The organism is Paenibacillus sp. S-38 (assembly GCF_049942825.1).
Lineage (GTDB): Bacteria > Bacillota > Bacilli > Paenibacillales > NBRC-103111 > Paenibacillus_G.
This window is the reverse complement of the sequence record NZ_CP187970.1, coordinates 5,740,026-5,753,758: the sequence shown is the minus strand read 5'-3', so window position 1 is coordinate 5,753,758 and position 13,733 is coordinate 5,740,026. Positions and strand designations below refer to the sequence as shown.

At 55.2% G+C, this 13,733-nt stretch carries 9 protein-coding genes and 2 tRNA genes; 9 read left to right on the top strand and 2 right to left on the bottom strand.

The window, feature by feature from the left end; genetic code table 11:
• The first annotated feature begins 21 nt into the window (after window positions 1-21).
• The 5 genes from ACP26L_RS25325 (at window position 22) to ACP26L_RS25305 (ending at window position 9,716) form a co-directional block, all read left to right on the top strand.
• Window positions 22-2,247, top strand: coding sequence for a hypothetical protein (locus ACP26L_RS25325; protein ID WP_426447470.1), 2,226 nt, complete (start codon window positions 22-24; stop codon window positions 2,245-2,247).
• Window positions 2,248-2,714: 467 nt separating this feature from the next.
• Window positions 2,715-3,263, top strand: a complete 549-nt coding sequence (locus ACP26L_RS25320; protein WP_426447468.1) for a GbsR/MarR family transcriptional regulator — start codon at window positions 2,715-2,717, stop codon at window positions 3,261-3,263.
• A gap of 105 nt (window positions 3,264-3,368) precedes the next feature.
• Window positions 3,369-6,476, top strand: a complete 3,108-nt coding sequence (locus ACP26L_RS25315) for an efflux RND transporter permease subunit (protein WP_426447466.1) — start codon at window positions 3,369-3,371, stop codon at window positions 6,474-6,476.
• A gap of 64 nt (window positions 6,477-6,540) precedes the next feature.
• Entirely contained in the window at window positions 6,541-7,803 is a 1,263-nt protein-coding gene (locus ACP26L_RS25310; RefSeq protein WP_426447464.1) for an efflux RND transporter periplasmic adaptor subunit, read from the top strand.
• 44 nt (window positions 7,804-7,847) lie between these two features.
• Complete coding sequence (locus ACP26L_RS25305) at window positions 7,848-9,716, top strand: hypothetical protein (RefSeq protein ID WP_426447463.1); 1,869 nt, start codon at window positions 7,848-7,850, stop codon at window positions 9,714-9,716.
• A gap of 213 nt (window positions 9,717-9,929) precedes the next feature.
• On the opposite strand, the gene ACP26L_RS25300 is transcribed toward ACP26L_RS25305, so the two are convergent.
• Window positions 9,930-10,442, bottom strand: coding sequence for a 2'-5' RNA ligase family protein (locus ACP26L_RS25300; protein WP_426447461.1), 513 nt, complete (start codon window positions 10,440-10,442; stop codon window positions 9,930-9,932).
• Between the two features lie 159 nt (window positions 10,443-10,601).
• On the opposite strand from ACP26L_RS25300, the gene ACP26L_RS25295 reads away from it, so the two are divergent.
• The 4 genes from ACP26L_RS25295 to ACP26L_RS25280 all read left to right on the top strand — a co-directional run bounded on the left by ACP26L_RS25295 (window position 10,602) and on the right by ACP26L_RS25280 (window position 11,711).
• Window positions 10,602-11,153 (top strand): phosphatidylglycerophosphatase A family protein, encoded by a 552-nt coding sequence (locus ACP26L_RS25295; RefSeq protein WP_426447459.1) that lies wholly within the window; start codon window positions 10,602-10,604, stop codon window positions 11,151-11,153.
• 145 nt (window positions 11,154-11,298) lie between these two features.
• On the top strand, window positions 11,299-11,463 hold the full coding sequence (locus ACP26L_RS25290; protein WP_426447458.1) for a hypothetical protein: 165 nt from the start codon (window positions 11,299-11,301) through the stop codon (window positions 11,461-11,463).
• A 76-nt stretch (window positions 11,464-11,539) separates the two neighbouring features.
• Window positions 11,540-11,616 (top strand) — tRNA-Met (locus ACP26L_RS25285).
• A 21-nt stretch (window positions 11,617-11,637) separates the two neighbouring features.
• Window positions 11,638-11,711, top strand: a tRNA-Ile gene (locus tag ACP26L_RS25280).
• Between the two features lie 291 nt (window positions 11,712-12,002).
• On the opposite strand, the gene ACP26L_RS25275 is transcribed toward ACP26L_RS25280, so the two are convergent.
• The gene (locus ACP26L_RS25275; RefSeq protein WP_426447456.1) at window positions 12,003-13,715 is read right to left on the bottom strand and encodes a methyl-accepting chemotaxis protein; all 1,713 of its coding nucleotides are present in this window, start codon (window positions 13,713-13,715) and stop codon (window positions 12,003-12,005) included.
• Window positions 13,716-13,733 lie beyond the last annotated feature (18 nt).

Genomic DNA, 13,733 nt, shown 5'->3' with positions numbered 1-13,733 from the left:
CGCACAGGGAGGTACAGCCAGATGAAACGTAAATCCAAATCGTATCGTACGGGGGTCATGCTGCTTACGGCAGCGCTGGCCCTCGGGTCAGCCCTGCCGGGCTTCGCGGCAGAGAGCGGCAGCAGTACCGCCTCCACCGGCTCGGCCGCCGTTCTGTCGCTCGGCAGCGCTCCAGCGATCGGGCAGGTGAAGATCAGCGAGAGCGCCTCGTTCGAGCTCAAGAACCTGACGATGCTGCCGGAGCCGGGCAACCGCACCGTCACCTTCACGGTGACCGTACATAACGACGGGGACAGCGAGCTGCTCTTCATCGATTACTGGGTGCGCATGCGGACCAAGAGCGGGCAGCAGATCTCCGTCCGCCTCCTTCCGCAGGACAAGGAGAAGAACCGGATTGCCGCCAAGTCAAGCGAGGACATCTCCTTCTATGCCACGGTCAATGAGAAGACGGCTTTGACCGATCTCATCTTCGATGTCATCCGGTGGGACTTCTCGCAGCCGAACTTCGAGAGCAAGCTGGGCGAGGTGGCCGTACCGGAGACCTACAACCTCGTGACGCCGGCGGATGGTTCCCATACGATCGATCTGGCCGGCAATCCGGTCAAGTCTTCGATCAAGAAGGTGCTGCTGAGCAAGAACGAGAAAAACTATACGCCCACCGTGGTGCTCACGCTGGAGAATACGGGAACCCAGAGCAGGGCGCTTCCCGCCTATCAATACCTTCTGAGAACCTCGGAAGGGTATATGTATCCGCTGGATGCCAAGGGGATCAAGGACCTGGTCATCAATCCCAAGGTCACCAAGGATATCGAATTGACCGGCTCGGTTCCGAACTCGGTGTCTACCGAGGGCTGGCAGCTTGTTATCGTCCAGAACGCCGCCGACCTCAAGCTGAACCTGCCGATAGCCTTCTATGCCCTGCCGGCCGTCACGAAGGCGGAGGGGGCGGATACGGGCAAGGAGTACAGCTTTACGAATGAAGAGGGCACGTATACCGCCCAGCTGAAGACGGTGCAGCGCCTCCCTTGGGAGGACGAGGATCTGCTCACCGCGGGCATTACGCTGACGAACAAAGGTCCCGAATCGCTGCCGATTCCGAATCTGTCAGGCTACTTCATGCTTGAGGATAAAGTGAAGGTGGACGTTAAGCTGGTACAGACGGACAACGTGATCGGACTTGCGCCGAATGCGTCGGCCTCCTTCCAGTTCGTCGGGAAGATCCCTTACACGTACGAATTCGGCACGGTGAAGCTGGTGCTTCAGGAGAAGAAAGGGGCGGACACCGGGACAGGCTCCTCCGGCAAGGACTCCGGCAGCAGCTCGGACTCCTCCGGAGAGACGAGCGATCTGCTGGAATTCACGCACCGCTCCGAACTCATGAATATTCCTTATACGAACATCGGCGATACGTTCAAATCGGCGGCCGTCGGACGGAGCGTGAACTACAAGATCCGCTCCATCACCACCTACCCCGGGGAGACGTCCGATCTCCTTACGGCCCAGCTCGAAGTGACGAACACCGAGAAGCGGTTCACGGATCTCGCGAAGCTCGTGGCCCAGTTCAAAACGTCGGACGGAACGGTCTTCCCGGCATCCGTGTCCGAGGTGAAGACGAAGGTCGGACCCGGCAACCCGGCGCTGCTTACGCTGTCCGCCACGATTCCGAAGGGCTCTCCTTCGGTCGGCATGCATGTCATCATCGGAGATGCCGTTACAGGCGAGAAGCTCGCGGAGGGCGAGGAGAGCAAGCCGGAAGCGTATGTGAATGCGTCGGCTTTCTGGCTGCCTGCCGAGAACTTCACCGTACAGGACAACGTCAAGAACATTGCGCTGGCTCCTTATGAGCTGACGTTTGGCAACGTCCGTACCACGATGGACCAGACCGGCATCCAGCTCAAGTTCGATTATGACCTGGTCAAGAAGGAGCCGGCCGTCGTCAATATGGAAGGCCGCAAAATCATCCTCGAAGTGGAGGATGAAGCAGGCAAGTTCAAGTTCTCCCGTGAATATGATGGAAAAGACTTCGAGGGCACGGCCGCCAAAGAAGGAGACTCCGGGGTGCAGAGCGAGGAAGGCCGGCTGACGGTCGGTTCGCACAAGAATCAGGAGATCAAGGTGAACGATCCGGATGCCATCTATGCCATCTCATTCATCAAGCACTACAAGCTGAATGTCTACGATTCGTTCCAAGGACAGAAAAAGCTGATTGCCTCCAAGCGGATTCAATGGTTTACAACCATGGAATAAAACGGTTAACAGAAACTTAATGTTCCCTTGAGAAACTTATCGGACCGCTGCTGCGTAAACACGAAGCAGCGGTATTTTTTGGTATATAAGAATTTATTTCTCGCAAGAGCTCGATCCTGTCATCTTTTATATCGTATAAACGCGCATTGTCCTTAAAGGACGGCGAAGCCGTTGATCTGGTGGGATTGGATCGTGTGACTTAGGGGGGCGCGACGGGCAGCCGGCCGAGATGGAGCCGTAGGAGCGTCCGATGGAGGGGCGGTGGTTCACAGGGAATAAGGTAAGCTTAGCCCGGCCTGGAAGGGCCGCAGAGCGGGAGGCGTGGAAGCGGAGGCATGGGGAAGGCAATAGTCAAGATTGGGTTAAGTTGGTAAGGAATATATTGACAGTCAAACTGCCCATGAATTATGTTATTAACGTTAACAACTTTCTTAACGATCATAACATCGCAATCCGAGGAGAATGGAATGAACAGACCGCCCCATGAGAAGACCTTTGCCGAGGTACGCCGATCATTCAGCAACCACATGTCCCTGGCTTTTGAGAGTGAAGGCTTTTCTCCTCTGGTAGGAAGGATTTTTGCCCTGCTTCTCTTCTCGAAGGAACCGATGAGTCTTCAGGATTTGTCCCAGCATCTTGGTGTTACGAAAGCGGCCGTCAGTGTGCAGGTCAGAGCCTTGGAGAAACACTGCATGTGCCAGAAGGTGCCGACCGGCAGTGACCGCCGGGATTATTATTACATAGCGCAGGATTTCAGTTTGACAGCCATGAGAACCAATAAGCAGAAGATTCATTCGGTCAAGGAGCAGTGCGACTCGATCCTTGCTTCCCTTGAGTCGCTCAGCACGATCGGGCAGGAGGAGCGCCCTGCGTTCGAAGAGTCCAAACGCAGGTTTCTCGAGATGTCGGCGATGTACCAGCTTTTTTTGGCCCGGATGGAAGGCATCGAGGAAGAATGGATGGAGCTGAGGGAGCGGCTGTTTAGAGAGGAGGAAGGAGTGGAGGGGATCGGCTGAAGACAGCAGCGGCCAGCGTGAGGAAAATTTTTCCGAGTTTTGAAGGGGTGCCGGAACGGGCTCCGTCTAAAAGGTAGTCAGCCATTGTAATGGAGGAATAGAAAGATGAATTCATTAACTAACTTTTCAATGAAGAACATCACGGCTGTCATCATCATTGTGCTGCTGCTGTTCGGGGGCGGTGCTTATGCGACGACTACGCTGAAGGTGGAGAGTCTGCCGGATATCTCCTTTCCGGTAGTTCTCATTAACACAACCTATGTGGCTCCGCCTAAAGATGTCATGGAAGACGTGACGAAGCCTCTTGAGAAGGCCGTAGCTGGGCTGGACGGGTTGAAAAACCTGACTTCCACGTCGAGTGACAACTTCTCCACCGTGGTGATCGAGCTCGAGCAGGACGAAGACCCGGAGGAAGCGAAGCGGGATGTCGAGAGCCTCATCGCGAACGTCGACCTGCCGCAGACCTCCGAGAAGCCGACAGTCACCACCTTCGGCTTTGCCTCCCAGCCGGTCTACTATCTGGCCGTATACGGCGAGAACAACATGAACCAGCAGGAGCTCGACAAGATCTATAAGGACGTCATCCTTCCCGGCTTCAACACCATCAAAGGGATTGACCACGTGGATTCGATCGGAAACCAGGAGGCGGTGCTCACCCTGAAGATGAATGCGAACGCGATCAACAGCTACGGCCTGACGCCGGCCAGCGTATCGCAGAGCATCAAGTCCGCCATCATGACAAGCCCGGCAGGCACCGTCGATTTTAACGGCAACTCGCAGATGGTCCGGGTGAAGAGCGACCTGAACACGATCTACAGCCTCGAGAACATGAAGCTGACGACCCAGAGCGGAACTACGCTTCTGCTCAAGGATATCGCCAAGGTAGAAGCGATTACGGAATCCACGTTCAACGCCCGGCTGAACGGCAAGCCTGCGATCGGCGTCAACTTGTTCAAGACGAAGAACGCGAATGCGATCGAGTTTGCTGCCGAAGCGGATGCACTCATGGCCCAATGGAAACAGCAGTATCCGAACATCACGTTCAAGACGATCTACAACTCGGCGGTAGATATCCAGAAGTCGGTGAACGGCATGGTCAAAGAAGGAGCGCTCGGGGCGCTGCTCGCTTCGGTCATGATTCTGATCTTTCTTAGAAATGTTCGGATGACCTTGATTGTTTTGGTCTCCATTCCGTTATCGATCATGGTGACGCTGCTCATCATGGCTCCGCTCGACATCTCCCTGAACATCATGACCCTCGGCGGCATCGCCATTGCGATCGGGCGGGTCGTCGACGACAGTATCGTCGTTATCGAGAATATTTACAGCCAGCTCGTGAAGGCGCAGGAGCGCGGCGAATCCGTCATCAAGCTCGCTACGGCCCAGGTGGCATCAGCCATTACTTCATCTACGATTACCACCGTCGGCGTATTCGCACCGATTGCCTTCGTCAGCGGGGTGCTCGGGGAGATTTTTCGCCCGTTCGCCATTACGCTGTCCGTGGCGCTGCTGTCTTCCCTGATCGTGGCGGTGACCGTTATTCCGATGCTCGCCAAGCTCATGGTCCTGAAATCCAAGAACATCAAGCATCACGACGAAACGCAGGTAGGCAAGTTCTCGGGCGGGTACCTCTCGGTTCTGAGATGGTCCCTCAATAACCGGAAGAAGACGATGCTGCTGGCGGTGATCGCATTCGTGGTTTCCGTGGTCGGCACCGTGCCGTTCCTTCCTACGGAATTCATGCCGAGCAGCGATTCGGACCGCCTGATGCAGATTCAGCTGAAGATGCCGCGCGAAACTTCCTTCGAGACGATGGACCTGAAGGTGCAGGAGATCGAAGCGATGATGCGCGAAGCCAAAACCGCATCCGGTGAGCCGATCTATGACTATGTGGAATCCCTCATCGGGTATAACGACGATGATGAGCGGATCGCTTACCGTTCGCAGTTCTTCGCCGCCACCAACGAGGGAGTCAATGCGAAGGACGTGACGCAGGACCTCAAGGAGCAGATTCTGTATTTGCTGCCCAAAGGCTCCGAGGTGGACACCATTCTGCTGTCGGCCGGGGGCCCTCCATCGTCGGGCGAGGATTTCTCTTATCAATTGAAAGGGGAGGAAACCGAGTCCCTGATCAAGGGTGCCCTTGCGGTCAAGGAGAAAATGAAGGAATTCCCTGAACTGATCGATATCGAAGACAGCCTCAGCGAATCGAAGAATGAAATCGAGATTAACGTCGACCAGAACAAGGCGAGATTGTATAACCTCTCTTCCGCCCAGCTGATCGAAAACGTGCGTTCCTGGATCGCCGAAGAGAAAATCGGGGATCTCAAGTTCGATAATACGACCTTCGAGACGAAGATCATGCTCGATAACAACGATAAGAACTCCGTGGAGAAGATCGGCAGCTTCCTGATCACCACGCCTTCCGGTGCGGTGTTGAAGCTCAGCGATCTGGCCAAAATCCGGCAAATCGAGGCGCCGGCTTCCATTGCCCGTGAGATGCAGGATGTATTTGTGCGTGTAACGGCGAAGATCGATTCGGCGGATAAAGGCGGGGTGAGCGCCAAGGTGTCTGAAGCGCTGAAGAGCGTTGAGCTGCCGGATGGCGTACGGGCCGAGGTGAAAGGCGTCACCGACGACATCCAGGAAAGCTTCCAGCAGATGTTCGTGGCCATGGGGGCTTCCGTCTTCATCGTGTATCTGGTCATGGTGCTTGCTTTCGGCAACGGCAGTGCGCCGTTCGCCATCCTGTTCTCGCTTCCGCTTGCAGCGATTGGCGGACTTCTGGGCCTGCTGGTGACCGGCGAATCCATCAATATCACTTCCCTGATCGGATTCCTGATGCTGATCGGTGTCGTGGTCACGAACGCCATCGTGCTGGTCGACCGGGTGCAGCAGCTGCGCGAAGCGGGCTATAGTGTCCGGGATGCGCTGATCGAGGCGGGGCTGACACGGCTGCGTCCGATCATCATGACGGCCGGAGCGACGATCATCGCCTTGATGCCGCTGGCCCTGGGGCTGTCGGAGGGCACGCTCATCTCCAAGGGGCTTGCCGTGGTGGTTATCGGCGGTCTCACGACCTCGACCCTGCTGACGCTCCTTGTGGTGCCGATCGTATACGAGATGATCGAGAACTTCAAGCGGCGGATGGCACGGTTGTTCCGCAGGAAGCCGGCCGAGGCTGTGCCCCCGTCTCCTGTGACGCCCCACTGATCCCACGAATGAAGATACCGGGTCATATCATAGATAAGCTCAAGGGAAAAAGGAGAGTTTGGCGATGAATCGGATGAAGAGAAAGTCCAAATCGATGAAACCTGCCGTGAAAGTGCTGGGGGCCGCGGTCTTGTCCGCAGCACTTCTGGCCAGCTGCTCGGCAGCCAAACCGGAGGCGGCTCCGGCTGCGGCGAATGCCGAGGCGCAGATCAAGACGGTCAAGGTGGCTCCGGTCGAAAAGCAGAAGATTGGGGACCCGCTTGAGCAGGTGGCAGACGTCGCTTCCTCCATTCAGCTCGATGTCCTCACGAAGTCGGGCGGGGACGTGCAGGCCATCATGAAGAAGCGCGGCGACATGGTCGAGAAGGGAGAGGTCATCTTCCGGATGGATCCGACCGATGTCCTGATCCAGAAAGAGAAGGCGCAGATCTCGCTGAACAGCTCGCAGGAGCAGATCGCGAAGGCGAAGGCAACGCTCTCGGATAGCCGTAAAGAGCTGCAGAACGGGATTACCAAGCTGGAGCAGGCCATCAAGGATGCCGAGAAAAATTACAATAAAATGCGCAATGACTACGATCTCGGGCTCGTGACCAAGATCCAGCTGGAGCAGGCCGAAACGCAGCTGAGCAGCCAAAAGCTGGATCTGGAGGCCAACCGCAGCAAGCTTCAGACCCTCGACAGCACGAACAACTTCATCGAGCTGGAGCAGGGGATCCAGACGGCCAACGTGACGCTTCGCGAAGCGGACCGGACCCTCGGCAACATGGAAGTGAAGGCGGCCGTCAGCGGCGTGCTGACCGACCTTCCGATCCAAGAGGGCATGACGCTCAGCGCCGGCTTCAGCGCGGCGAAGATCCAGCAGCTCGATCCGATCAAGATCAAGGCGGAGCTGGCGGAGGATGCGGCCAACCTGGTCCGCGGCAAGAGCGAGCTCATCTTCTATATCCCGGGTGTTGTGGACAAAACCGCAGCCAAAGTGAGCTACCTGGCGGACGTGATGAGCGGCGATACGAAGGCCTATTCCCTGGAGCTGGAAGTGCCGAACGCCGACCGCAAGCTGAAGCCGGGCATGAAAGCGCAGATTCAGCTCACCGGGGAGAACGAGCAGATGGTCGTTGCCGTTCCTACCCTGAGCGTCGTTCGCGAAGGCGGCGACACCTTCGTATTCGTCCTCGCAGGGGACCAGGCGGAGAAGCGCAAGGTGCAGCTCGGCCGGCTGAATGAGACGATTCAGGAGGTCATCTCCGGCGTCAAAGAAGGGGAGCAGCTGATCATCTCCGGCCAGAACCAGCTGAAGGACAAAGAGAAAGTTCAGCTGGCGAAGTAAACGGGCCGAGCAATCCACAAAGGATCCGACAGGAGGAGAACCAAGTGAACCGCAAACTGAAAATAACCGTAGCATCCGTTATACTCTCCGCATCTCTCATCAATCCCAGCTATGCCGCGCTAGCCGCCGAAGCGCCCGCTGCCGAATCGGTCGTGCCGGCCGTCGTGAGCTATAAGCTGACGGACCTGCTTGATTTTGAAGTCAAGGCCGTCTTGAACGAGAAGGTAGAGGAAGGGACCCGGCTTGGCGTCGTCGTACGGCTCAAGAATAACGGCAGCGGCGTAACACGGGTACCGGATTATGAGCTCCGCGTCAAATCCAGCGAAGGCACGGTATACACGCTGCAGCCGAGCGCCGGAAGCCCCAAGTCGATTCAGCCGAAAGCGACCACCGAGGTCGGCTACATCTCCGTAGTGGACCGCACGGATGAGATCACGCTGACCGAAGTCAACTGGACGGACGTGGACGTCTACGTCTATCCGAAGAAGGAAACCGTCATCGTGGCCGCCCCGATTACCGGCACTGTATGGCAGGGGAGCGAATCGCTTATCACCGACCCGAAGGCCGTGAAGAAATGGTCCGACACGTTCGTCATCCCTTCGCTGACTTCTCCGATCCAGTACACGCCGGTGAATATCAAGAAGGAATCGACGCAGAACGGCACGGTCTTCGTCGTGCAGCTGCTCGCTTACAATCCAACGGCGAAGAAGGAAGAGATGCCGGCGTTCGTCATTGACGGCAGGAATGAAGAGAAGGTGTTCTCCGGCTCCCGTGTGGAGCAGGGAACCTTGTCCCTGCAGCCGAAGGAAGAGAAGTACATCCATTTCGCCATCCCAACGGATCAGGATACGGTGCTTACTTCGCTGAACGTGCTGACGCAGGAGCAGTTCGGCGGAGCGGCAGCGGCCTCTGACGCCTCGGCTTCGACGGCTGCGGCGGCCTCGGCAGGCTCGTCCGCCGGTACGGATGCCGGTGCGAGCGGCACCGATGCGGCGGCCTCCGGCGTGGATGCCGGTGCTGCAAGTGCTGCAAGTGCGGGGACAGCAGCTGCTGTGAACACGGCCCGCAGCGGCTACTATGTGGGCCGGCTGAACATTCTGCTGCCGGCCGGGCCGACGGATACGAAATTTGTGCCGTACAATATCGGCGACGTCATGCAGTTTGACAAGCGCAGCGAGCTGATCCCGGCGGAGCTGGATGTGTCGGTGGCCCAGTTCGATATGTTCGAGAACACGGAAGAAGGCGCGAAGACCGTAACCGCGAAGTTCAAGGTGTACAACAAGAGCGATAAGCCGGTGGCGGTGCCTGCTTTCCAGGCCGATCTTGTCAGCAGTGACGGATACGAGTACAGCGGGGCGAGACAGAAGATTTCTACAGCCCAAATTCTTCCGAAGTCGGCGATTACGGTTAGTTATTCTTATGCCGTACCGCTGTCCGAGCCGGGTACGGGGCTGGGCGTGAAGGTACAGGATATGAAGCTGGCGGCGCCTTACAAAACGACCATTGCGGCTTATAAACTTCCGCTTCAACCGTCGGGTGATATCAACCAGACGATAGTGGCATATCCTTTTGAAATTAAATTCAAGTCACTGAATCTGTCTCACACCTTCAGTGCCGAGGGATATGTTTACAGTGCCAAGCCGAACTTGGAACTGAAGCGTCAGGATCTCGTGCAGCTTGATGCAAGCTCCACAGGCTTGATGTTCGAGCTTTATGACGCCCTTGGCAACTTCATCGGATCGGCTACCAAACCGTTCGTCGGGGAAGGTCGTCTGCTTCCAGGAGAGAATAAATTTACTTTCAGCGGCGTAAGCCCGCAGGGAGTTTTCCCACTTATCGTCAAAGTGTACGAAACCTTCACGACCGAAAACGGCGGCGTGGCGAAGCGTCTTGTAGGTGTTCAAAAGCAATAATTCATAGCAGTAAACTAAGTACTTATAGATTCATCATTCCAGCAGAGCCGGTCCAAAGGGACCGGCTTTTTGGTCGGTTCATGTCAGCATAGACCGGGAGTTCGGGGGCTTGCCAAATCGGGAGGCTGAGAATCATCCGGAATTAGGGTTGCATGATGATCAGCACACAAAAATCCGCCCCTTCCAGGGCGGATTCCAAGGAATACTATTATCTTATGAGAGCACAAACTCGCTGACCGTCTTCCACACGCCGTTCTGCTCCTGGCGCAGCAGGGCAAACCGGTCAATCGTGCACTGGAGGTCGAGTGTCCTATTCTTCAGGCTCGATAGGACATCGTGGAGCTCATCGTCGCCAAGCTCCTGGGCAACCGTAAGATGGGGCGTATACAGGTAAGGCTTCTCCGGTACGGGCCGCGGCAGACCTTGGGAGATCGCCTCGTGGAGCCGGCGCAGCGGCTCGGGGTCGGAGAGGGCCATATAGATTACATTGCTGGCCGGATAGAAGCTGGAGAACCGGTTGAAGTGGAGCTGGAACGGCTGCCAAGCACCGGCGATGGAATGGAGAACCGCTACCGCATCATTCAGCTGTTCGTGCGTCCACTCCTGTTTTTCGTACACCGTGAGATGCGGACGGATCAGAAAATCACGGGGATCATATCGTTTGCGCAGCGGAGCCGCGACCTCGGCAATCTCTTGAGACGGAAATACGGCGATACCATAGAACATGGGATTCCCTCCTTTTATTTATTATAACGCCTGCTGGGCAGCCATTCCAAGGGAAAAACCTTCCGTGGAAAAAGATGTCCCGTTTCCCTGCACGAGCCTAATGCAAGCGTTATCATCGTATGTTATAATGAACGCATTCCGGTATAAGGGGCGATCTCCATGAAACGTCAGGTTCACAGCATCGAAGTTAAAACCGCCGTCTATCAGAAGCTGGAAGAGCGCGGAGTCACCATAGAAGACATAGCTGAGATCGTTCGGGAAATGCAGCTGCCTTACCAGCCCAGCCTGACATTGGAGGAGTGCGTGGAATCCGTGCACGCGGTGCTGAAGAAGCGTGAGCTCCAGCATGCCATACTGGTCGGGATCGAACTGGACGTCCTAGCCGAGAAAGGGCTGCTGACGGAGCCAATCCAGTCGATTATCGAATCGGATGAAGGCCTGTTCGGGTGTGACGAAACGCTGGCGCTCGGATCGGTATTCGGCTATGGCAGCATAGCCGTCACCACCTTCGGCCACCTTGACAAGCATAAGATCGGCATCATCAAGCGGCTCGATACCAAGAACGGCAAGCAGATTCATACCTTCCTCGACGACCTCGTCGCGGCCATCGCATCCTCCGCTTCCTCCCGTATTGCGCATCACCAGAGGGATCTCGCAGAGAAGGAAGGCGTAGTGGCCTACATTGCGGGGCCGGAGGAGAACGCAAGCTGACGGTGAAAGGTACACTGGAATCATCGTATCATCATACTTCTACATTACACCATACGAAGAAGCTTCTCTCCCAAATAAGGAAGCTTCTTTTTGGTTATGCTAAGAGCAGGAATTCATCAACGGCTGGCAAGCGGAGTGTGAATCAATGAACTGGATCTATTGGGTGAAATTATATGACAGCAAGTTTCAGGCCGGCTGTCTGGCCAAACGGATGGAAGAGGACTGGTGGATCTACGGGTATGAATGCCCGAGCGAGGTTCAGGTATTCCGTTCACGCAAAGGGCGGTTTGGCGTCCGGTATACGGTATAAATTTATACTTGACTCAGGAGTTTGGCATGGTGTATAGTTAATCCTGTCGCCATAAAGCAATGGATATTTTTACTGGCGCGGGGTGGAGCAGCCCGGTAGCTCGTCGGGCTCATAACCCGAAGGCCGCAGGTTCAAATCCTGCCCCCGCAACCAAACTTCCTGCCTCCATTTTGTGGGCCCTTAGCTCAGTTGGTTAGAGCGGTCGGCTCATAACCGATTGGTCGGGGGTTCGAGTCCCTCAGGGCCCATAGGCGCGAAACCCTTAATGTATAAGGGTTTTTTCTCTTTTATGGCCTTGTTGTTTTTGCTACCGAATGTAAGAAGGCGGCATAACGCTGAGAAATGATATGAAAGCGCCCTGACCGAAAATGGTGGGGCGCTTTTTGTGCGTTAACGTATCTTGATCGTACCAGGGCCCTCTTCGCCTCAGTTCAACACAAAAAGCCCAAGCCTGCGCTTGAGCTTTTCGGTCTGATTGCCATTTGAACCAGCCGGTTCCCTTGAACCGCGTGATCGCTTTGCTCCAGTTGTTTGAAGAGTTAAATCTTAAACTGGCTCACGATTTTTTGTAGATCATCGGCTAAGCCGGCAAGTGCCTGTGCGGACGAAGAGATTTCCTGCATCGAAGCGAGTTGCTCTTCAGTTGCCGCCGAGATGTTCTGCGTTATGGAAGCCGACTTATGGGCAACACCCCGAACATCATCGATAGATGTATTTACGTTAGTGGCGCCGCCGGCCAATTTTTTCAGCGCTTCAGAAATGCCTTCGATCTGTGTAACGACACCGCTGACGGCTTGGTCAATCTTTTGGAACGAGCTGCCTGCATGATTCACGACGTTCAGACCGGCATTCACTTCTTGCGAGGCCTTCTCCATCGTCTGCAGCGTAAGCCCTGTATCCTGCTGAATCAGCTGAATCAGACGGGAAATTTGTTCAGTCGATTGATTAGATTGCTCCGCAAGCTTCCTTACTTCTCCCGCAACAACAGCAAAGCCTTTGCCATGTTCGCCGGCCCGTGCTGCTTCAATCGCAGCATTGAGAGCGAGCAGATTCGTCTGGGCTGATATGCCGGAGATCACATTCGTAATTTGCTCGATTTCGTTGGAACGCTCATTGAGCGATTTTACGGCGTCGAACAGGCTGTTTACATTGGCGTAGATTGAATTCATCTGAGTCGTCACTTCCAAAATGGCTTGGTTGCCTTCGGATGACATCTGGGACGCGTGCAGGACGTCGTGCTTCATTTTCTCCGTATTATCCGTGATGGTCTGCGTGTAACCGGTCATATCCGTGATGGCTGAAGAACTGTCCTCGACTTTTTCCACCTGCAGCTCGGTTCCGGCAGCGAGCTCTTGAATCGTTGTCGCGATGTGCTCGGACGCCTGGCTGTTCTGCTCGGCGCTGGCGCTCAGTTCCTCGGACGTGGAGGCTACAATGTGGGATGAGGATTGAACCGTACCAAAGATCGATTGCAGCTTAGCCGTCATATTGTTGAAGGAAGTAGTAAGCTCACCGATCTCATCTTTGGAACGGTAGCTGCCTTTTACCGTAAAGTCACCGTTTTCCGCTTCGGTTAAGAGGGCCTTCACCTCTCTTACTGGTTTGACAATCATACGCGTAATCACGAAGCTCAGGATGACTAGAATAAGGATGGCTGCGATGCCAGTATAAAAGACTTGGCTCTGCGTGCGTCCTTTGCTTTCTTGGTTGGCTGTATTGATTCCACCGGCGTCTTCAATTTTCATCTTCTGCAGCTGCTTTAACGTATCATTCACAAGTTTGCGATTGGCTTCGACCGATTCTGCGTAAATGGCGTAGGCTTCCGCATTCTTGTTCTGATCGGCCAAAGCAATGACTCGATTTCTGCTCTCCGTCAATGCTTGGGCATGCTTTTTATATTCGGCAATGAGGGTCCTTTGCTCTTCACGTAAATTCGTCGACTCCAACTGTTGAATCATTCCGTCAATCTCGTCCCAGGCGGATGTGATCTCCTCAATCAATTCCTGATTCCGGGCAGGATCCGTAGTGGTCATCAGCTCAAGCGTATAGGCGTCGCTTGCCCGCGCGTTGACCCGGATCTGCATAACCGTATTGAGCGGCAGCAGGTTCTGCTGATACATAATCTCGGAATTCTCGGCCATCTTAGTAATATTCGCTAATCCCAAGTATCCTACATATCCAAGAGCAATCACGCTTACGGTTAAGATAATCATGAGTTTTTTAAAAATGTTAAGGTTCTTTAGCAGTTTCATCATGATGCCACCTTTTTA